Origin of the sequence: Nonlabens agnitus (assembly GCF_002994045.1) — a bacterium.
GTDB classification, from domain to species: domain Bacteria; phylum Bacteroidota; class Bacteroidia; order Flavobacteriales; family Flavobacteriaceae; genus Nonlabens; species Nonlabens agnitus.
Window position 1 is genome coordinate 2,418,129 of record NZ_MQUC01000003.1, and the last position, 20,959, is coordinate 2,439,087.

General features: G+C 41.7%; 21 protein-coding genes. 5 read left to right on the forward strand and 16 right to left on the reverse strand.

All coding sequences use genetic code 11. The features are described 5' to 3' along the window. The first annotated feature begins 10 nt into the window (after positions 1 to 10). The gene (locus BST86_RS11090; protein ID WP_105983305.1) at positions 11 to 919 is read left to right on the forward strand and encodes a NifU family protein; all 909 of its coding nucleotides are present in this window, start codon (positions 11 to 13) and stop codon (positions 917 to 919) included. A gap of 105 nt (positions 920 to 1,024) precedes the next feature. Here BST86_RS11090 and tsaB read toward each other — a convergent pair whose 3' ends face one another. The 16 genes from tsaB to BST86_RS11170 all read right to left on the reverse strand — a co-directional run bounded on the left by tsaB (position 1,025) and on the right by BST86_RS11170 (position 17,997). Then, positions 1,025 to 1,711, reverse strand: a complete 687-nt coding sequence (gene tsaB / locus BST86_RS11095; protein WP_105983306.1) for a tRNA (adenosine(37)-N6)-threonylcarbamoyltransferase complex dimerization subunit type 1 TsaB — start codon at positions 1,709 to 1,711, stop codon at positions 1,025 to 1,027. 9 nt (positions 1,712 to 1,720) lie between these two features. Beyond that, the gene (locus tag BST86_RS11100; protein WP_105983307.1) at positions 1,721 to 2,995 is read right to left on the reverse strand and encodes an efflux RND transporter periplasmic adaptor subunit; all 1,275 of its coding nucleotides are present in this window, start codon (positions 2,993 to 2,995) and stop codon (positions 1,721 to 1,723) included. A gap of 3 nt (positions 2,996 to 2,998) precedes the next feature. After that, positions 2,999 to 4,465, reverse strand: a complete 1,467-nt coding sequence (locus tag BST86_RS11105) for a TolC family protein (protein ID WP_105983308.1) — start codon at positions 4,463 to 4,465, stop codon at positions 2,999 to 3,001. 53 nt (positions 4,466 to 4,518) lie between these two features. Beyond that, positions 4,519 to 5,688 (reverse strand): efflux RND transporter periplasmic adaptor subunit, encoded by a 1,170-nt coding sequence (locus BST86_RS11110; RefSeq protein ID WP_105983309.1) that lies wholly within the window; start codon positions 5,686 to 5,688, stop codon positions 4,519 to 4,521. A 29-nt stretch (positions 5,689 to 5,717) separates the two neighbouring features. Continuing rightward, positions 5,718 to 6,977, reverse strand: coding sequence for an ABC transporter permease (locus tag BST86_RS11115; RefSeq protein ID WP_105983310.1), 1,260 nt, complete (start codon positions 6,975 to 6,977; stop codon positions 5,718 to 5,720). Between the two features lies 1 nt (position 6,978). Next, positions 6,979 to 8,226, reverse strand: coding sequence for an ABC transporter permease (locus BST86_RS11120; protein ID WP_105983311.1), 1,248 nt, complete (start codon positions 8,224 to 8,226; stop codon positions 6,979 to 6,981). Continuing rightward, the gene (locus BST86_RS11125) at positions 8,219 to 8,920 is read right to left on the reverse strand and encodes an ABC transporter ATP-binding protein (RefSeq protein WP_055411295.1); all 702 of its coding nucleotides are present in this window, start codon (positions 8,918 to 8,920) and stop codon (positions 8,219 to 8,221) included. The genes BST86_RS11120 and BST86_RS11125 overlap by 8 nt, the downstream gene beginning before the upstream one ends. Before the next feature lie 83 nt (positions 8,921 to 9,003). Further along, entirely contained in the window at positions 9,004 to 9,222 is a 219-nt protein-coding gene (locus BST86_RS11130; RefSeq protein WP_105983312.1) for a hypothetical protein, read from the reverse strand. A 5-nt stretch (positions 9,223 to 9,227) separates the two neighbouring features. Continuing rightward, on the reverse strand, positions 9,228 to 9,749 hold the full coding sequence (locus BST86_RS11135) for a DUF420 domain-containing protein (RefSeq protein ID WP_105983313.1): 522 nt from the start codon (positions 9,747 to 9,749) through the stop codon (positions 9,228 to 9,230). A 2-nt stretch (positions 9,750 to 9,751) separates the two neighbouring features. Further along, on the reverse strand, positions 9,752 to 10,453 hold the full coding sequence (locus BST86_RS11140) for an SCO family protein (protein WP_105983314.1): 702 nt from the start codon (positions 10,451 to 10,453) through the stop codon (positions 9,752 to 9,754). Further along, entirely contained in the window at positions 10,446 to 11,144 is a 699-nt protein-coding gene (locus BST86_RS11145; protein ID WP_105983315.1) for a membrane or secreted protein, read from the reverse strand. The genes BST86_RS11140 and BST86_RS11145 overlap by 8 nt, the downstream gene beginning before the upstream one ends. A gap of 58 nt (positions 11,145 to 11,202) precedes the next feature. Continuing rightward, the gene (locus tag BST86_RS11150; RefSeq protein WP_055411300.1) at positions 11,203 to 11,607 is read right to left on the reverse strand and encodes a cytochrome C oxidase subunit IV family protein; all 405 of its coding nucleotides are present in this window, start codon (positions 11,605 to 11,607) and stop codon (positions 11,203 to 11,205) included. Positions 11,608 to 11,624: 17 nt separating this feature from the next. After that, a complete protein-coding gene (locus BST86_RS11155; protein ID WP_105983316.1) occupies positions 11,625 to 12,623 on the reverse strand; it encodes a cytochrome c oxidase subunit 3 in 999 nt (332 codons plus the stop codon). Between the two features lie 37 nt (positions 12,624 to 12,660). Next, positions 12,661 to 13,251: a cytochrome c oxidase subunit 3 gene (locus BST86_RS11160; RefSeq protein ID WP_242446518.1), complete on the reverse strand. Its 591-nt coding sequence runs from the start codon at positions 13,249 to 13,251 to the stop codon at positions 12,661 to 12,663. After that, positions 13,251 to 14,108 carry a heme o synthase gene (gene cyoE, locus BST86_RS11165; RefSeq protein WP_172443347.1) on the reverse strand — a complete coding sequence of 286 codons (858 nt, stop codon included), beginning with the start codon at positions 14,106 to 14,108 and terminating at the stop codon, positions 13,251 to 13,253. The genes BST86_RS11160 and cyoE overlap by 1 nt, the downstream gene beginning before the upstream one ends. An 832-nt stretch (positions 14,109 to 14,940) precedes the next feature. Then, positions 14,941 to 17,997: a leucine--tRNA ligase gene (locus tag BST86_RS11170; protein WP_105983318.1), complete on the reverse strand. Its 3,057-nt coding sequence runs from the start codon at positions 17,995 to 17,997 to the stop codon at positions 14,941 to 14,943. A 126-nt stretch (positions 17,998 to 18,123) separates the two neighbouring features. On the opposite strand from BST86_RS11170, the gene BST86_RS11175 reads away from it, so the two are divergent. From BST86_RS11175 to truB, 4 genes are all read left to right on the forward strand, one after another. Next, the gene (locus BST86_RS11175) at positions 18,124 to 19,002 is read left to right on the forward strand and encodes a cell division protein FtsX (protein ID WP_105983319.1); all 879 of its coding nucleotides are present in this window, start codon (positions 18,124 to 18,126) and stop codon (positions 19,000 to 19,002) included. Positions 19,003 to 19,139: 137 nt separating this feature from the next. Next, complete coding sequence (locus BST86_RS11180; protein WP_105984018.1) at positions 19,140 to 19,424, forward strand: DUF3098 domain-containing protein; 285 nt, start codon at positions 19,140 to 19,142, stop codon at positions 19,422 to 19,424. Continuing rightward, the gene (locus BST86_RS11185) at positions 19,424 to 20,221 is read left to right on the forward strand and encodes an undecaprenyl-diphosphate phosphatase (protein WP_105983320.1); all 798 of its coding nucleotides are present in this window, start codon (positions 19,424 to 19,426) and stop codon (positions 20,219 to 20,221) included. The genes BST86_RS11180 and BST86_RS11185 overlap by 1 nt, the downstream gene beginning before the upstream one ends. Positions 20,222 to 20,255: 34 nt before the next feature. Then, positions 20,256 to 20,957, forward strand: coding sequence for a tRNA pseudouridine(55) synthase TruB (truB, locus tag BST86_RS11190; protein ID WP_105983321.1), 702 nt, complete (start codon positions 20,256 to 20,258; stop codon positions 20,955 to 20,957). Positions 20,958 to 20,959: the final 2 nt, after the last annotated feature.

A 20,959-nucleotide genomic window follows, 5' to 3' on the forward strand; every position in this document is an offset into this window, starting at 1 on the left:
TAATTAAGCTATGAGCACACACACCATAAAAGTCGTTTCCACTACAAATGATGCTATCGTTAAGTTTGAAAGCAACCAGTTTTTAGTGAAGAATCACAGTTATGAGTTTAAAAATATTGATGAGGCAAAGCCATCACCACTAGCACAACAGCTTTTCTACCTGCCGTTTGTGAAAACGGTCTATATCGCCCAAAACTTCATTGCTATTGAACGCTATGACATTGTTGAATGGAGCGATGTACAGGATGAGGTCGCAGAACAAATCGAACAATACCTCAACAGCGACAAGCCTCTACTACCAGAAGAAGGCGAAGTCAAGAAGGTTCCAGTAACTGTTTATGCAGAGGCTACTCCTAATCCGTCCGTGATGAAGTATGTCGCTAATAAGAAGCTGACGGTCACCAGTCAGGAGTTTAAAACAATTGAGGATACTGAATCTGGTTCGCTTTCGCGAAAGCTGTACACCTTTCCATTTGTAAAAGAAATCTTTGTGGATGAGAACTATATATCAGTCACAAAGCATGATATAGTTGAGTGGCCAGAAATCACCAATGAAATCAGGTCATTTATAAAAGAGTCCATTGAAAACGGCGAAGAGATAGGTGTTTCCAAATACAGTGCGGGCACTTCCAAAGAGAAAGGCGAGGAAATGAGCTTGCCTAAGTTTGAGAATTTGAGTGAGGTCTCAAAAAAGATCGTAGAAATACTAGATGAGTACATACGACCAGCTGTAGCGAGTGATGGTGGTAACATAGCCTTTGAAAGCTATGATGAAAACTCCCAAGAGGTAAATGTCATACTTCAAGGAGCTTGTAGCGGTTGTCCTAGTTCAACCATGACCCTAAAAAATGGAATCGAAACGATGTTGAAAGAAATGATTCCAGGTAAAATCAATAGAGTTGTGGCGATAAATGGGTAAATATTGGTCTCCAAACATTTATGCGTATTACTTAGTAATATTCTCAAGTTACAATTAATAAGGTTTTTGAATAAAAAGTAAATTCAAAATCTACCTTAAAAAAGGTCAATTTGATTTAAACTCCTTCAAGTAAAAGGGTTCAAAATAAGCGATGTCTTCTACGATATCGCTTTTTTTATAGGCAGCCATGGCAAGATCACACATAGTTAAGGCGGTCGGTAAGGCATCAACATAAGTGTTCTTATGATCCTTGTTGAGTTCTTTAAATTTCAAGGCTCCAGAACCTATGACAGTAACATTATTTTCATTTAAAATTTGCTGGAATGTGGTAGGTTCCAAGATGGCAGCTGTCGTTTCCTTGATCTTTTTATTGTTTTGAAAAACACTGGTATAAACCTCCATGCGACGAGCGTCTAACATCGGGATCACGTAATTAGATGGTTGAGGAGCTTGCAAGGCAAGTGACTCCAATGTATCGATGGCGATTAATGGTATGTCTAACGCAAAGCATAAGCCTTTTGCACTTGCGACTCCTATTCGTAAACCCGTATAAGAACCAGGACCTTTACTTACGGCTATAGCATCAAGGTCTGTGGTTGATAACTCATTCCTTTTGAGTATCCCGTCAATAAAAACGTGAAGTCGTTCTCCATGGCTGTAAGAGTCGCTTTGATCTTCATTAAGATCCAAGCAGTTCACTACGCCTAAGTCATTTTCAAAACTACCTCGATTAGTTGCTAATGCAACAGAGCAATTGGTAGAAGAGGTTTCCAAGCAAAGAATCAAAGGCATACCAAATGATTATTCAGTCTCAGCTGCTTTTTTATCTGGCGTAGACTTGGCATTTACTTTGGTTCCGCTTTTGAGAACATCTGTAACTGTTCTATAAGGACCTGTGATCACTGTTTCACCAGGCTCCAAACCAGAAATGATGACAATGTTTTTATCGTCTTGAATTCCTGTTTTGACCACCTTCAATTTTGCCTTACCATTTTCCTCAACAAAGACACATTCAAACTTTTCAGTGTTCGATGTGACTTCAGGTTTTTTGTAGGAGCTTGTGGTGTCATTTTTTACTACAATCGCGCTTATAGGCACGGCAATAGCATCTTTACGTTCTTTTGTAATAATATCCACAGTAGCCGTCATTCCAGGTTTGAAAGGACTGTAATTGTCTGGTTTTCCCTCGGTGAGATCTTTATAGGATTCAGAAAGGATTCTAATTTTAACTTTAAAGTTCGTCACTTGATCTGCAGTAAGCGTTCCTGTTGCCGTATTTGCAATCTCAGTTACTTGACCCTCAAATTCCTTTTTAAGGTACGCGTCAACTTCCACAATGGCTTTGTCGCCTACATTGATCTTTACAATGTCATTTTCATTGACATCTACCTCAACTTCCATTTGGGAAAGATCTGCTACCCGCAACAATTCAGTACCAGCCATTTGCTGAGTTCCCACTACTCTTTCACCCAATTCAACGGCAAGAAGAGAAACGGTACCTGTCATAGGTGCATAAATACTGGTACGTCCCAAATTATCTGCAGCTTCATTTACGGTTGCTGCCGCACTTTGAACGCTAAAGTAAGCCGAACGTTCTGCTGCCTGAGCACGATCGTAATTAGCTAGCGCAGTATCGTAATCTGATTGCGATATGACGCCTTTCTTAAATAATTTTGAGCTGCGCTCAAAATTGGCTTTAGCTTCTGTAAGACTGGCCTGAGCTTGTGCATAGTTAGATCTAGAATTGGAAAGACCTGCTCTTGATCTGTTAACACTAGACTCCAACAAATCAGGGTTGATCATAACGAGCAACTGACCTTTCTCTACAGCCTCGCCTTCCTTTACATTTAACTGAATGATTTCTCCAGGAACTTCAGGTGATATACTTACCTCAATTTCTGGTTTGATTTTACCAGTAGCGCTAACGGTTTCAGTCACGTCCATTTTCTCAACGATCATGGTTTCTACCTTAGTACCTTCATCTGAAGATCCTATGACACCTAAAACCTTAAGCGCACCAAACCCGATTACCAGTACTCCAACAATAATTAATGCTATTAGTAATTTTCTATTCATCTTCTATAGTTTTAAATCTGTTGGTTCAATACCAAAGAACAATTCAAGCACTTTAAGTCTAAATAGGTAATTGAATTTGGCTTGATTCAGATTGATTTTTGAATTGTCATATCTCAACTTACTCTGGCTGAAATCAAAAGCATTCGTCAACCCTACATCATATCGTTCTGTGGCATAGTTGTAAGCCAGTTCTTGAGACTCTACTGCCTTTTTTGCTGCTTCATAGGACTCGCGTGCACCTTTCACATCTACATAAGCTTGATAAACGTTACTTTCAAGATCCAGCTTTGCTTGCTCTAATTGATATTCCGTTCTTTTAAGGTTTACTTGGTTGCGCTGCACGTTGCTACGAACACTGAAACCATTGAATATGGGAATGCTTAATTGGAAACCATAAGCGATACCATCGTTTTGATACAACTGGTCAATAAATGGATCAGCACCACGTAAGGTGGCTATGGTGTTGGGAAATTCACCAACCACAGCTTGTCCGGTTTCTTGAACCACACCTATCTGTTCTATAGAAACAGGATTGTCTGGATCTACAGTTTGAGTAAAAGATGTTGCATCAGTGTAACGTGTATCATACCCAAAGAACGCGCTCAAACTAGGATAATAGGCTCCTTTGGCGATTTGCAAAGATTTTTTTGCAAGCTCAACTTCCTTTTCGGCGATTTTAACTTCAGAGCGATTGCTTTCTGCTCCAGCAATAATTTCGCTTACAGGTTTGCTAGCAATACTTTCGTCAATAATCTCATAATCATCGTCTGCGATGTCAAAAGTCTCGTAGTCTTTTATGAGAAGTAATTGCGCCAGACTTATCTTACTTATGGTAACGGCATTTTGAGCATTGATGATTTGCTGCTGCTCTGATGCGTTGGTCGCTTGGATCTCAAGAAGATCACCTTTAGGCAATTGTCCAGCGTCTACTAATTCCTTTGTACGCTCGATTTGATCTAGAGTTACTTGATTTTGAGATTGAAGAACTTCCAGGTTTGCCTTGTTGGTAAGAATTTCCAAATAACTATTTGCCACAAATAATGAGATGTCATCCTTCATTTTGTCCAGCCTGTACAAGCTAGCGATCTGAGCGATTTTAGCTTGTTGTAGCTGTCTCACATTTCTCAAACCATCAAATAACGTGTAACCTACATTTATTCTACCAGTAACAGATAGAAACGTCGTGGTTTGAGCATTGTTTGTCACCGGGTTAAAACTAAGACCTGTATTTTCTGAAACGCCACCTGAAGCATTTGCTGTAGGCAAAAAGTTTCCAAAGGCGTTAAGTCTATCAGCATCTGCAGATTCTATGTCCAGCTGGCTTTGCTTGATGGATATGTTGTTTTCCAGTGCGTATTGCACACACTCGCTCAAGGTCCATTGCTTATTGTTAGTAGAGGCTGTTGGGGTTTGCGCTTTCGCGAAAGCGAAACAACCAAAAACTGCCATGCAAATAATTAAGTTCTTCATAATCTGGTAATGTCTATAGGTAGTTCTTAATTGGTATTTGTTACAAGATTTTTCTAACCGCCGTAATTAGTTGCTGTTGCCGCTGGTTTCAAGGCGTTCCAGACTTTGATACGATCGTTGCTGGTAATACCACTTTTGATTTCTACATAAATACCGTTACTCAATCCTAACTCTATGTCTCTCTTTTCAAATTCCTGATCTCCAACGGCTACTTCTACAAATGGCTTTTTGGTAGTTGGGTCGTATTGTACCAAAGCTTCTTTGATCGCGAGAACATCTTCTGCCTTATCCAGAATGATGCTAGCATTTGCACTAAGGCCTGCACGTACAAAGGAATTATCTTCACTTTGCTTTAATGTTCCTTTTATAGCAAATTGTATGGCGCCGTTTTCCGCAACACCTTTAGGAGCGATGTAATCAAGAACGGCATCAAATTTTTTGTTGTCATAGGCACCAACGGTAATTTCCAGTGGTAATCCTTCTTTGATTTTACCTACTTCAGACTCGTCAACTTTTCCTTCAAATATCATTTTATTAACATCTGCAATAAGTGCGATCGCTGTACCTTCATTGAAGTTGTTTGCTTCTATGACCTGGTTACCAACTTTAACCGGTACGTCTAGGACCATTCCAGATACTGTGGCTCTCACATTGGTATTGGCATATTCTCCCAATCCTGCGGTGGTACCCGTACGTATGATGTCATAGTTTTGACTAGCTCCAGTCAAGGCAACTTTTTCTTGTTCAAAGCGTTGTCTAGCATTGTTGTAGTTGTTTTGGGCAATGTCAAAATCGTTTGCAGAAATCACTCCTTTATTAAAAAGTTCCTTTTGTCTATTATAGATCGCGGTCTGATTGTCAAATGCCAGTTTTGCTGTTTCCACAGCGTTTCTTTGAGAGGCAATGCTATTTTTAGCACTGGTCAAAGAACTTACATTAGGTACCACTTTAATATCTGCAATAAGGTCTCCAGCCTCGACATATTCACCAGCTTCTACGTGAATCGTTTCAATAACTCCAGAAATGTTGGGTTTAATGTTGACTTCTTCCTTAGGAACAATGCTTCCTGTGGCAACCGTCTCTTTTACAATCGTTCTTTGCTCTGGCATTTCTGTAGCATATTCTACAGGATCTTCCAGGTCTTTAACGACGATGTACCATATTCCAGCGATGACTGAGAGCACGATAACGGACAGTAGTATGATGGTTCCTTTTCGTTTCATTTCTAGTTGAGTTTATTCTTTTTGTTTATTTATTCTGTTCTTAATGCGTCTACTGGCTTCATTTGTGTCGCTCTAGATGCTGGTATGAATCCAGCTAGCAAACCAGCGATTACCAAAATGGTCAAAGCGATGAAAATGACATTGATATTTACGGTTGGATTGGCAAAATTCTCCACAGGACCATTCTGATCCAGGACGAAATTCATGATCCAAATGACTCCAGCAGAAAAAGCAATTCCTGCAAAACCAGCAGCTAATGTCAGGACGACACTTTCCTGCAGGATCTGTGCCTTGATATCCCAAGGTGTTGCTCCCAATGCTCTACGTACACCTATTTCATTAGTTCTTTCCTTAACGACAATCAACATAATATTGCTGATTCCTATACCACCTGAAATCAAGATTAATCCGCCAACGAAAAAGCCAACAAACGATAGAATATTGAACAGGCCGTTTACTTTGGCAAACTGCTCGGCGATATCATAGTTCCCTAGGGCACGCTCATCATTAGGATGCACACTGCGCTGTTCTTTGATGGTAGCCAGTATTTGTGGTTTGAGCTCTGTAATATTATAGTCATCATAAGCGGTAATCGCCATGAATCCAACATTGTCTCCAGAATTAAAGGATTTTGCAAATGTGGTAAATGGTAGATAAATGGTATTAGCCTCTTCTTCAGAGTCTCCTGAACTGTTAGGGTTTTGAAACACGCCTACCACTTTAAAATTGACGCCATTGATGGAAATGTACGTATCTATAGGATCTACACCTACATCGTATAGAGTCTTTACTACATCCACACCTATCACGGCAGACTTTAAATTATTATCGATATCTGAGTAACTAATGAACCTACCCTTAATGATATCCATAGGTTGCTGATTGATAAATTCTGGGTAATCACCACTGATCTCAAAAGCTCCCGTTTTTTCATTGCGTGTAACGTTGTTAGCGCCACGATAGCCACCTAATCTAAATCTAGGAGAGACATATTTAAGTTCTGGGAATTTTCTTTTGAGCACATCTACATCGCCTATTTTCAAATCAAAACGACGTCCTTTCTCAAAACCCTTGTAGGGCATGGAAGTTCTTTGAGCCCACATGAACATGGAGTTGGTAGCAAAGTCACCAAAATCTTTACTAACACCAGTCTTAAGACCATTAGTCATGGCCAGCAATAACACTAAAATGAGGATACCCCAAAATACACCAAATGCTGTCAAAAAGGTCCTGAACCTATTTGCGTTGAGCGCTTCTAATATTTCATTCCATCGGTCCTTGCTAAACATATTATTCGTCTCTTAAAGCTTCAATTGGTTTAATGTTTGCCGCTCTACGGGCTGGAATGTATCCTGCGATCGCTCCAGCTATAATCAAAATAATTACCGTAGTTAATGATGTCTTGAGGTCTGCTTTAGGATACTTGAGAAAATCGGTCTCTACTAAAGGTCCAATAGCTTCCATGGCAAGAACACCAGCAAACAATCCAATGAATCCTGCTATAGCCGTGATAAAAATGGCTTCTTGAAGGATCATTCCCGTAATGGCCGATGGCAGTGCTCCCAAAGCCTTACGTATACCTATTTCCTTAGTACGTTCCTTTACAATAATCAGCATGATGTTACTCACGCCTACAATACCAGCGATGATCGTTCCAATTCCTATGAACCAGAACACGGCTCTAATAGTATCGATAAGTCCGTAGATTTTTTGTGCCTGCTCTAAAGTATTGTCCACACGTACTGCAGAGCGGTCGTCTGGTGAGACAGAAAATCTGCTTCTCAAATCCTGATCAATGGACTGTGACATTGCCATACTTAAATCCACAGCCTCATCAAAGTTGTCACTCATTTTTACCGTGTACGCAATACTGCGTATGTTATCTCCAGCATTAAATACTTGCTGTGCAGTAGTCAAAGGAATAAACAATCTAGACTCTTCTCGATTGCCGCCTGGATCTGTGTAAATACCTACCACTCTAAAGTTGATGTTGTTATTCAGTAAAATGGTTTTGTTGATAGGATCTTCGTCTTTAAACAAATCCAGTTTCATTTGGTTACCGATGACGGCAACCTTTTTCTTTTCTTCGAGATCCGTTTGATTGAGGAAACGACCGACGACCATGGATTGATTTTCTATGAATTGCTGGTCGGCATTTGCACCTTCGATACGATAATTACCTTGCTGCTGCTTATAATTTACCTGGCCACCCCAAGTGGAGTATGTACCCGTTTTATACTCGATCTGGTCTTCATACCGCTGGCTCAAATTATCATAATCGCCGTTACGCAACTGCAGGTTTCTGCCAGGATTGAGACCGTTATAACTTTTAGTTGTGGTTCCCGTACGTATGGATATTCTATTGGTGGCATCGCTCTCAAATTCTGACTTCACGCCATTCTCAATACCATTGGAGAATCCCATGAGAATGACTAGAATAAAAATTCCCAAAAACACAGAAAACGCCGTGAGGAACGTGCGTAATTTGTTCTTGCGTATGGTTTCAAAAATTTCTTGCCAGCTTTCTATACTAAACATGAGCCAAGGCTTTTACTTGATCCACCATAGTGTCGTCAATGATGCGACCGTCTTTAAGGTTCACGATGCGCTTTGTCATTTGAGCAATATCTGGCTCGTGGGTAACGACTAGAATCGTACGACCTTCTTCATTGATTCCTTGGATCAAATCCATAACTTCATAAGAGGTTTTGGTATCAAGGGCACCAGTAGGTTCATCTGCGAGTAGTACTTTGGGGTCACTAGCCAGTGCTCGGGCGATGGCAACACGTTGCTTTTGTCCACCAGAAAGTTGGTTAGGTAGATGGTCTGCCCATTCTGCAAGGCCTACTTTTTCCAGATAATGCATGGCCTTTTCTTCTCGTTCTTTACGAGAGATCTTTTGGTAATATAGCGGTAAAGCAACGTTATCGATTGCATTTTTGTAGCCAATCAAATTGAAGGATTGAAATATGAAGCCCAAGAATTTGTTGCGGTAACGCGCTGCGATCTTTTCGTTAAGGTTTTTGATGGGTGTACCGTCTAGTGTGTAGCTGCCTTCATCTGCCTCATCCAGCATTCCCAGAATATTTAACAGTGTTGATTTACCAGATCCTGAAGACCCCATGATGGAGACCAACTCACCTTCTTTAACGCTAAAATTGATTCCCTTGAGTACGTGTAGCGAGTTACTACCTGTTTTGTAGGACTTATGGAGGTCTTTGATTTCAATCATGGGCAAATATTTCAGCGCACAAAAGTGCACCTATATAGACTCCAATTAAATCCAATAGTTACATAATGGCTGTTAAATATGCGTTAATTCACCTTTTTGCGTGAGGTACTGCGATAGATCATGTAAATAATTCCGCCTACCAGTAGGTATGGGAAAATCATGAGATAGGTGATTCCGTTATTCAATCCTTCAGCTTCGGCAGTGCTACCGCCACTTTCAATAACGGCACGGCACATGGCACATTGCGCTTTCGCGAAAGCGGAAAAAAGAAGAACTACAATAAGAGTAACGAGCTTTTTCAAGGTATTTAATAATAAGGTTGCATAAACACGTAAACCAAAACACCGGTAATGGCAATGTATAGCCAAATAGGAAAGGTCCAACGTGCTATTTTCTTGTGTCGTTCAAATCGCTTGTTCCATGCAAAATACATGGTATATAATACGAGTGGCAAGATGATACCTGATAATACTATGTGCGTGATCAAGATAAACAGATACACCATGCGCAACGGTGCATCTTCTGGATAGGCAACAGGTTCATTGCTTATTTTTGAGATGACATAGCTCACGAGAAAAATCGCGCTCAATACAAAAGCTGTTGTCATCACGGCACGGTGCGCCTTGCGATTGCCTGATTTGATAAGGGTCAGACCCGTGATGAGCAAAATTGCGGTACTACCATTTAAAATGGCGTGGAACAATGGGAACAGTCCAGATTCTACTCCTAGAAAGTTGTAACGTTCTGGCATGAACATGAGCACGACCACAACTAGCGGTACGATGATTGAAATTGCGATAATGATCGCTGGGCCACGTTTTTCTAACATGATTATTTATTCAAAAGGGTTTCTGCGTCTTCTGTAATCTCCTTGATCATGGCAGGAAAGCCATTTTCTTCAATACCGCTATATACTTTGATCCAATTACCAAAAGCATCCTTACGGGATCTTATATAACCTTCCTGATCTACAAGTGCAAAGTTACCGCTGTGCTCAAACCGTATGGCTGGATCGTCGCTTTCCGCAACAAAGGAGCTGAATCCTTCTCGAGCAAGCTGATAGGTCGCTGCCTTATCTCCTGTCAAAAAATACCAGATCGAATCATTAGCATTATAGCGCGCGGCGTACTCTTTCAAAACTGCTGGAGTATCGTTTTCTGGATCTATACTTATAGAAATAGATCTATAATCATCATACTTGGCGAGCTTCTCTGTAACGATCGATAGGTTACGACTCATAGGAGTGCATATAGTGGGACAAGTAGTAAAGAAAAAATCAATAATATATACCTTACCTAAGAGTGTTTCATTGGTAATAGTATCTCCATTTTGATTGATAAACTCAAAGTCTGGAACCTTATTGAACTTGTATAGAAATTTGTCTGCGACTGGGTCACGGTCCTCGCTGCGGTTGCTGTCCACGACTTTATCCTTCTGGACGTAATCTATAATGTTGGTAACGGCAAAATAACCGAAGATCAAAATAATGATCCCAAGTCCTATATAATAAGGCGTATTGTTTTCTTTACTCATCGTCCTTTATTTGATCGTCGCGATTTTTCTTGAAGGCAAATCTATATTCTGCCAGCAGCACTCGCATATCATCGATCATTGTTTTTTGTAATGCTGCGATGCTTTCTGTATCGTATCCGTAAAGTGCTGGATCTTTATCATCTGCCTCACGACCGCGCAATGCGCCATTTTTATCAAAGATAAAAGCGTAGTTGGATGAAAGATCTTCATTAAGCTCTAGCCCAGAATCTAAGGATGCATAAAAGTCCTTGATTTGTTGGTCCGTTGCCGTTACAAAATGCCAGTCTTCAATGTCTGTAGTGCCGCGCATCTGGGAACGCATCTCTTCAATATCTGCAACACCATCTTGTGGTATGATAGAAATCATTTGAAAGGTGTCAAACTCGTGAAACTCCTTATAGATCTTCTCATTAATATTCGAAACGTATCCCAACCTGGTATAAGGATTACTTCCTAACAACGTGATGACACTAACACTATCTTGAAGCTGGACTCTATCACCTTCCAAGGTTCTAAAATTCTCTAATGAACCAACAGATTCATTCATTACAGGAAGCGTATCAAAATGATGCTTTCCTCCCAAAAAGAATAAGTAAGCTACCAATGGTAGCGCAAACAATACCACCAAGACAAAATACTTGGCAAACGGATTCGTTTTCTTGATATCGTAAGTGTCCTTTTTTGCTGACATGTTGTGGTATAAAAAAGGACGGAAAAACCGTCCTTTATATGTTTGTAATTAGTATCGCCTAGAAGTCAAAACTTACAGCGGCGTTCTTATAAACTTCATATATATAATCACCTTCTACCAGTAGGATCGCTATCAAATAAATGATAAGGAAAACTCCTGTCCAGACAACGGCACGACGCAAGCCGCTTACCTCATCTCTCATGTGCATAAAGTCCCAAGTGATGTAATAGGCTTTTACTAAAGTCAGGATGATAAATATCCAATTCAAGTATTTCAAAGCTAAAAATTGACCGTTCAAAAAGTCAGGCTTGATGTATCCTAAAGCTACTTCTACCGTGGTCACAATGGAAAGAAATATTAGGACTCCCCAAATTTTCTGCACATTATTCTTAAACTTCAATCTACCTCTAAAGATTGCCAGTTTATGTTCGTTATGTTCTGCGTGTGATGCGTGATCTGCCATCTTGATATCTTAAAAAATTAAACGAGGTAGAAGAATGTAAATACAAATACCCATACAAGGTCTACAAAGTGCCAATATAAACCGACCTTTTCTACCATCTCATAGCTACCTCTGCGCTCATAGGTTCCCAACAAAACATTGAAGAAAATAATGAGGTTGAATATAACTCCAGAGAAAACGTGGAAGCCGTGAAAGCCTGTGATAAAGAAAAAGAAATCTGCAAACAACGGCGCACCGTATTCGTTTTCGGTCAAATTAGCACCTTCTACAACACCTACAGCTTGATTTTCTAGTTTGAATTCAGATTCTTCTCTAGATAAAATAGTCTTTTCTGACGCCCCAGTTTCTTCATTTACAATGATTTGCTGCGTGCGGATCAATAGATCTGGACGTGCGGCAAATCCTTGTTGTACTTCGGCAAGTGTATAGCTGGCATTCTCATATCCAGATGACTCATACCAGATTCCTTCACTCTTACCATAAGGGGTCACTTCTCTAGGTCCAACACTTACGAACTCTTCGAGAGCTACTCTTTCGCCTTGAGCGTCAACAAACTGAAGAATTTTTCCTCCTTTTGTTTTTACTGCACCATACTCACCAGCGATGAAGTTTTTCCATTCCCAAGCTTGTGAGCCAACGAAAATCAAACCACCTATAATGGTCAATAATAAATAAAAGGCCACTTTCTTACGGTTCATGTGATGTCCTGCATCTACGGCAAGCACCATAGTTACAGACGAACCGATAAGGATAAACGTCATCAATGCCACATAGAACATAGGTGCGTCTACACCATGCATGAATGGGAAGTGGTTGAATACCTCATCTGCGATAGGCCATTCCTCGATAAACTTAAATCTGGAAAAACCATATGCGGCTAGAAATCCAGAAAAGGTAAGTGCATCAGACAGGATGAAGAACCACATCATCATCTTTCCATAACTCGCGTTGAGTGGTCGTGTGCCGCCACCCCATTTTTGGCCTTCTGTACCAGTAGCAGCTACTGTCGTTTCCATATCTTCAGATTAGTTGTAATAAGTGGCAAAAATAGGTCTAAAAAATATCTTTAGCAAAAACTAAAAACAATAGTAAATAGATCCAAAGTACATCTACAAAATGCCAAAACATGGATCCCAACTCAAAACCTAACAAGCTCTCACTGGTATATTTACCTCTTATGGTCTGGATGGTCATTACCAGTAGGCATATCAATCCAGCTACAATGTGTGCCAGGTGCGCGACTACAATCACATAGATAAAAGACGCATTTACATTACTTGCCGCGCCTGTAAAGCGGTAACCCATCTCGATAATGGAGTTGAATCCCATGAACTGCATGACCACAAATGTGGTTCCCAGGACAAAAGTCACGATGGTAAAAATCATCGCAGCACTTTTATTGTCCTTTTTAATGAGATTTTTAGCCAACCACAGGGTCAAGCTACTTAATAAAATTACACCTGTACTATAGAAAAACTCCGACGGCATATCAATATCAACCCAGTCTCTTCTACTACTACTTACCACATAAGCACTCGTCAATCCCGCAAACATCATAACAAGACTTGCTATGGCAAACCACATCATCTGTTTTTTGGATCGAGCTAACTTTTGCTCAATGGGTAATTCCGTTACGTCTGTCATTATCTTAAAAATTTATCTACTACGTAGATGATCTGTATTAAAGTTATATAGCTCACACTCACCAGCATCAGCTTGCGTGCGACCGCATTAGTTCGTTCTCTAAACAATTTGACCGAATAGTATAGAAACCAAAGTCCCAGCAGCAAAATGATCGCTGCACTCCATATCGTCATATATAAAGAACCTGTCACACCAAAGGCTGGTATCAACGATACCGCGATGGTCCAGATGGTATATAAAATAATTTGTATCGCCGTTCCACGGTCTGCGCCGCCGGTAGGCAACATTTTAAAACCACCTGCTTTGTAGTCGCTCTCAAGCATCCATCCTATCGCCCAGAAGTGCGGAAATTGCCAGAAAAACTGCAACATAAACAAAGTTCCAGGCTCAATGCCGAAGCTGCCGCTCGCAGCCACCCAACCCAGCATGTAGGGAATCGCACCAGGAAATGCGCCCACAAAGACACAAAGCGGTGTTCTAGTCTTTAACGGTGTATACACAGCAGCATAAAGAATGATACTAAGCGCGCCAAAAAATGCCGTAGGCCAATTGATCAAATACAATAAGTAAACGCCCGTAAGCGCCATGGTCAACCCAAAAATCCAGGCATGATTCACAGCGATACGACCCGTGGGAATAGGTCGGTTCATGGTGCGTTTCATGAGCGCATCACGATCACGTTCAATGATTTGATTAAAAACATTTGAAGATCCTACTAGAAAGTAGCCGCCTATACAAAGTAAGACAATCGTCAACCAGTCATAGGTCACGGCGCCTAAAAAGTACCCAGCAATGGAAGAAAACACCACGACTATAGACAAGCGTGGCTTTGTGATTTCCACATAGTTTGCCAGCATTCCGGGAGATTTCGCTATGGCTTGTGCCTCACTCAAAAGTGTCGTTTTTAAGGGTTTGCAAAGATACCCTACAACCACTTTGTAGCAAAGCAATTAACAGCCTTTCAAAGGTCTTGTTAAAAGATGTTTTCGCTTTCGCGAAAGCGAGGAATGAACAAGCTTATTTGCAAGTGACAAGAATGACGTATTGAAATCGTTCCTTCTCGACTGCCGCTCGAAGCGGCTTACCAAGTGTGAAACTAATGCCTGTAAATTACATCGAACGTCAACATTGCAATGATCATGAAACCAGTGTCGAGCGACAGTCGAGACATGGTTCTTGCACAACCCCAGTCACCACCTGTCATCCTGAACTCGTTTCAGGATCTCTTAGATGATTGTTACCATGACATCTTCACTCAAGATCCACGAGACGCTGAAATAAATTCAGCGTAACAATTCGTATACTTAATCGAAACGGCTTACATGGTGCGAAACAACAATGCCGTTAAACCAGTGTCGAGCGACAGCGTTGCGGTGAGCCTGTCGAAGTGTCGAGACATGGTTCTTGCACTATCTTCATAACAAGCAAATCGCTCCTTCTCGACTGCCGCTCGAAGCGGCTTACATTGTGCGAAACTACAATAGTCTTAAACCAGTGTCGAGCGGCAGTCGAGACATGGTTTTTCCATAAACCCAGTCACTAGCTGTCATCCTGAACTCGTTTCAGGATCTGATACACTATTGTTCCCATGACTCGTTCCACCTAAGATCCGCGAGACGCTGAAATAAATTCAGCGTGACGGTTCGTTTATTGACTTGAAGCGGCTGGTGATTTGCGTGACAACACTGGTTATCCTACCACAAAATTCACAATCTTACCGGGAACGATGATGGTCTTGCGTACCACTTTTCCTTCCAACTGCTCTTGGACTTTTTCGTTTTCCAATACCATTTTTTCTAGATCGTCTTTAGAGATGTCAACCGGTAGATCCAGCGTGAATTTCATCTTACCGTTAAACGAAATAGGATAGGTCTTACTGCTCTCGACTAAATATTTCTCCTCAAAAACTGGGAACGGCGCCTTGCTGATGGATTCGTTATGTCCCAACAATGACCATAGTTCCTCGGCAATGTGCGGTGCGTAAGGTGAAACCAGTATCGCTAGTGGTTCCAGCACCTCGCGGTGGTTGCATTTTTGAGCGGTCAATTCGTTCACTGCGATCATAAAGCTGCTCACGCTGGTATTGAACGAGAAGTTCTCAATATCCTCGCGGGTTTTCTTGATGGTCTTATGCAGTGTTTTCATGCTGTCTGGCGATGCTTTCTCGTCAGAAACATTAAACCCATTCTCATCATGATAGAGCTTCCACAGTTTTTTCATAAAACCGTAAACCCCTGTGATTCCTGCCGTGTTCCACGGTTTGGCCTGCTCCAGCGGACCTAAGAACATCTCATACAAACGCAAGGTATCTGCTCCATATTGATCACAGATGTCGTCTGGGTTCACAACGTTGTATTTGGACTTGGACATTTTTTCTACTTCACCAGAAACTCTAAATGTTCCATCTTTTTCTTTAAGAAAATAACCAGAAGCTAATTCTGGTCTAGCCTTATCTAGTTTTTGAAAATTTAATTCATAATCCTTAACTAAGGATATATCAATTCTGACATCGTTGATAGCTGTTGACAATAAACTCGGATGAATTATCTCATCATCTATTTCTTCAAGAAAGTTTTTGAAGTCTTCTAGTTTATATTTTTCAATGAGCTCGTTGAATGAAGGGCTGTTACCATTATTATCCATTAACATTTTAAAGCTTACGTAAGCATCTGGTAGCCTAGCAGCCAATTCATTGAAATATTCAATTTGTTTCGAAGAGTATCCTGATTTCCCAGCAAAAGCCGTTCTGGCTAGCACGATTTTGGATATAAAATTTCCTTCCCCAAGTATCATCCCTTGATTGATCATCTTTTGGAACGGCTCGTTGACTGTGACTTTTCCTAAATCGTGCAGCAACTTTACCCAAAATCTACTATACAACAAATGGCCCGTAGCGTGCTCGCTACCGCCTATGTATAGATCGACGTTTTGCCAGTATTCCTGTGCTTCTTTAGAGAACATTTCGTTCTCGTTATTGGCATCCATGTACCTAAACATGTACCAAGAACTTCCTGCCCAACCCGGCATAGTATTCAATTCTAACGGATACACGCAGTCGCGATCGTCATCATTGGAAACCACTTTGTTTTCTTTGGTACACCAGCTCCAAGTGGTCGCACGACCAAGTGGTGGCGCACCATCTTCAGTAGGTAGGTATTCGTCAACTTCTGGTAATTCCAGCGGCAAATGCTTGCGGTCGATCATTTGTGGCAAACCGTCCTTATAATATACTGGGAACGGCTCGCCCCAATAGCGTTGTCTGGAGAACACCGCATCGCGTAATCTATAATTGGTTTTTCCTTTTCCAGCACCGACTTCTTCCAATTTGTCAATAGCAGCTGCCATCGCACCAGAAGCATAGCTCATTCCGTTAAGGAAATCGCTGTTGGTGAGTTTGGTATCGTCTTTAGCGGCATAAGCTTCCTCGCTTACATCTACATCTTTGAAAATGTTTTTGATTTCGGGCATTCCGTTTTGACCGGCAAAGAAATTGGCAAACGCATGGTCGCGCTCATCACCACATGGTACGGCCATAACAGCTCCAGTCCCATATCCTGCCAAAACATAATCACCTATCCAGACCGGTATTTTTTCACCGCTTAATGGATGCGTGGCATAAGAACCCGTAAATACTCCAGAAATCGTCTTCACATCTGCCATACGCTCGCGCTCTGATCGTGCTGCGGTGGCTTTTTTGTAGGCCTCGACCGCTTCTTTTTGTTCTGGGGTTGTGATGATGTCAACCAGTTCATGTTCTGGTGCTAGCGTCATAAACGTAACTCCATAAATGGTGTCTGGACGAGTTGTAAATACATCAATTTTAGCCCCATTGCCTGCGGTATTTCCCCTAAAGGGAAAGTTCCCTTCAAGTTTGAAAGAAACCATGGAACCAATGGATTTTCCAATCCAGTTGCGTTGTATTTCTTTGATGGATTCACTCCAGTCCAGGTCTTCCAGGTCGTTCAATAAACGCTCTGCAAACGCACTAATTCTCATCATCCATTGGCGCATTTTCTTGCGCACCACAGGATGGCCACCACGCTCGCTCACACCATTGACAATCTCATCATTTGCCAGCACGGTTCCCAGTGCTGGACACCAGTTCACTTCGGTATCAGCCAGGAATGTCAGGCGATAATCGAGTAGGATTTTTTGTTGCTCCTGATCGGTGTACGAGTTCCATTCGGCAGCTGTGAATTGTTTCAGATCTTCGTCTGTTGCAGCATTGATGGAGGTTGTTCCGCTTTCGCGAAAGCGAGCTACCAATTCTTCAATAGGACGTGCCTTATTCAAATCGTTATCGTACCAGCTCTCAAACAACAGGATAAAAATCTCTTGGGTGTACTTGTAATAGCTGGGATCACTGGTCTTGACCTCGCGCGACCAATCAAAACTGAAACCGATGCGGTCCATCTGCTCGCGGTATCTCGCAATGTTTTCCTTAGTCGTGATGGCTGGATGCTGTCCGGTCTGGATCGCGTACTGTTCTGCCGGCAAGCCAAAGCTGTCATAACCCATGGGATGCAGGACATTGAAGCCTGTGTGGCGCTTGTATCTGGAGACGATGTCACTCGCAATGTAACCCAATGGGTGACCCACGTGCAGTCCAGCGCCACTGGGATATGGGAACATATCCAGCGCATAGAATTTAGGCTTGTCAGAGTGGTTTTGAGCGTGGAACGTGCCGTTTTGAGCCCAATAGTTTTGCCATTTCTTCTCAATTTCCTTGTGGTCGTACAGTAGCATGCGAGTGGTTTTGTAAGGCGCAAAAATAATCCCTTTGCAACAAGTAGGAAACTTATAGCGTTGTAAACCCAGACAGCTCGGGAACTTTGTTATTTTTGTTCTCTTAATTCATTGCAACAGCGATTTATGGCATCCTCTTCTTCCTATCAAAAACGCCGCTTGTTCAGCTCCTATTTTTGGGTCGTGATCAGTGTTTTCTTGGTACTTTTTATGTTGGGCCTGCAAGGATTTTTCTTGCTGAATAGCCAGAAGTTGGCCGATTACTTCCGCGAGCAGGTGCCTATGTCCATCTATTTTAAGGATAGCGCCAAGGATGTAGAGATGCAACAACTGGAGAAATCCCTGCAAATGGCAGACTATACCAAGAGTGCTGTTTTCGTCAGCAGTGAAGAAGGCGCAAAACAAACCATGGAAGATCTGGGCGAGAATTTTGTGGCAAAACTGGATGGTTTTAACCCTATTCCCAATTCCATCGACGTGCGTTTGAACGCTAGCTTTGTGGATGATAGCCAGATCCAACAAATCGCTGATGATCTTGCCGCTAAGGATTTTGTGCAGGAAGTGAGTTATGACAAGCCGCTGGTTTCTTTGCTTAACGAGAATGTGAAGCGCATCTCTTTCTGGATGTTGATCGTGAGTGGTGTTTTTATTTTTATCGCATTTTTATTAATCAACAGCTCCATCAGGTTATCGATTTATGCCAAGCGTTTTACCATCAAAACCATGCAAATGGTAGGTGCGACCAAAGGTTTTATACGCAAACCTTTTATCCTGACCAGCATCAAACTGGGCATTATAGGTGCGTTGCTGGCACTGGTAGCGCTGGGCGCCGTGGTCTACTGGATGGATGGTTATGTGCCAGAACTGGAGATTTTACAGAACTATAAAATGCTGGCGATCTTGTTTGTGGGCGTTTTGGTTTTTGGTGTATTGATCAGTTTGATCAGTACCTTTTTTGCAACGACCAGATATTTGAATTTGAGAGCGGATGAGTTGTATTATTGACCACTCTTGAGAATAGGAAGCAAGACCGCTGCGCTGCAAGAATATGGAGCATAGACCTATTATTGAAGTGTGGTGTGGATATATCGCTTTCCTGTCTGCCGACAGGCAGGCGCGAAAGCGGAATTTTAAAAAGCATTATGAGTAAAAAAGTCAAAAAGAACGAACCTGTCCAAAACAACGAGCCTGATTATGTCAAGCCGGTTTTTGGTTTTGTGTTCAAGAAGAAAAATTACACATGGATGATCATAGGTCTTGCCGTGATCGCGCTTGGATTTATATTAATGATAGGCGGTGGCAGTGATGATCCTGCTGTTTTCAATCCAGGTATCTTTCACTGGCGACGTATACGACTGGCGCCAGCGCTAGTGATTATTGGGTTTGGGATACAAGTTTATGCGATCCTTTTAGATCCTGACAAATAATGGAGGCTATTGATGCGATGATCCTAGGAGTTATTCAAGGATTAACGGAATTTCTACCGGTTTCTTCCAGCGGCCATTTAGAATTAGGCAAAGCCATTCTAGGCGATAGCTCGGTTCCTGAAGAAAGTCTGATGTTTACGGTGGTGCTGCACTTTGCGACCGCATTGAGTACGATTGTAGTTTTTAGAAAAGACATTCTAAAATTGCTGAAAGGTGTTTTCTCCTTTCAGTGGAATGAGGAAACCCAGTTTGCCGCAAAAATCGTGCTGTCGATGATTCCAGCAGTTTTCGTCGGTTTATTATTTGAAGAAGAGTTGGAGTCGCTTTTTGGCGGTAACGTCTTGCTGGTGGGCTTTATGCTAATCGTGACAGGTTTGCTACTGTTTCTTGCTGGCCGAGCAAAAAACACGGGCAAAGCCGTGACCTGGAAAGATGCTGTTATTATAGGTGTGGCTCAGGCGATTGCTATTTTGCCAGGCGTTTCACGTAGTGGTGCCACCATTTCTACATCGGTATTATTAGGAAACGATCGTACCAAAGCAGCTCGATTTTCATTTTTGATGGTAGTACCGTTGATCTTGGGTAAAATTGCCAAAGACGTGATGAGCGGCGACCTCAATTATGAAAGCAGCGCCAGCTTGCCATTGCTTTTTGGATTTATTGCGGCGTTTATCACTGGTTTGATCGCATGTACCTGGATGATCTCTTTAGTCAAGAAGGCTAAGCTGCACTACTTCTCCTATTATTGTTTTGCAGTAGGTATTATAGCCATCATCGCCGGTAGCCTAGCTGCCTAACTGCAGCCCAACTATTCATTAGAAATTTAAAGTATTGAGTTCCCAAGTTCCTGACAATCCCTATCTCACTGGTAAAGTCCTACTATTTGACAAGCCTTTAAACTGGACCTCTTTTCAAGTGGTCAACAAAGTACGCTGGATGATCAAACAGCGCTACGGATTGAAGAAAATCAAGGTAGGTCACGCTGGAACGTTGGATCCACTAGCGACCGGTTTGCTGATTATATGCACAGGAAAGGAAACCAAAAACATCACTACCTATCAAGCTCAAGAAAAAGAGTATACAGGAACCATAACTTTGGGAGCTACCACACCTAGTTATGATCTGGAAACCGAGATTGATCAAACCTTTTCTACCGACCACTTAACAGAAGAGCTACTACAGTCAACCACCGTACCATTCACTGGTGATATACAGCAACGACCGCCCATTTTCAGTGCTATAAAACAAGAAGGAAAGCGATTGTACGAGCTGGCTCGAGAAGGAAAAACAACCGAGATTCCAACTCGTGCGGTTCATGTTTCTGCGTTTGAACTCACTAAAATAGAACTGCCCGAAGTAGATTTTAGAATCTCCTGTAGTAAAGGAACCTACATCAGGTCACTAGCAAATGATTATGGTGCTGCCTTAAATAATGGTGGTCACTTGAGCGCGTTGCGCCGGACCAAAATTGGTGACTACAACGTGCAGGATGCGATGGATCTTGAGGAGTTTGAGAAATTTTTAGAAACATAACA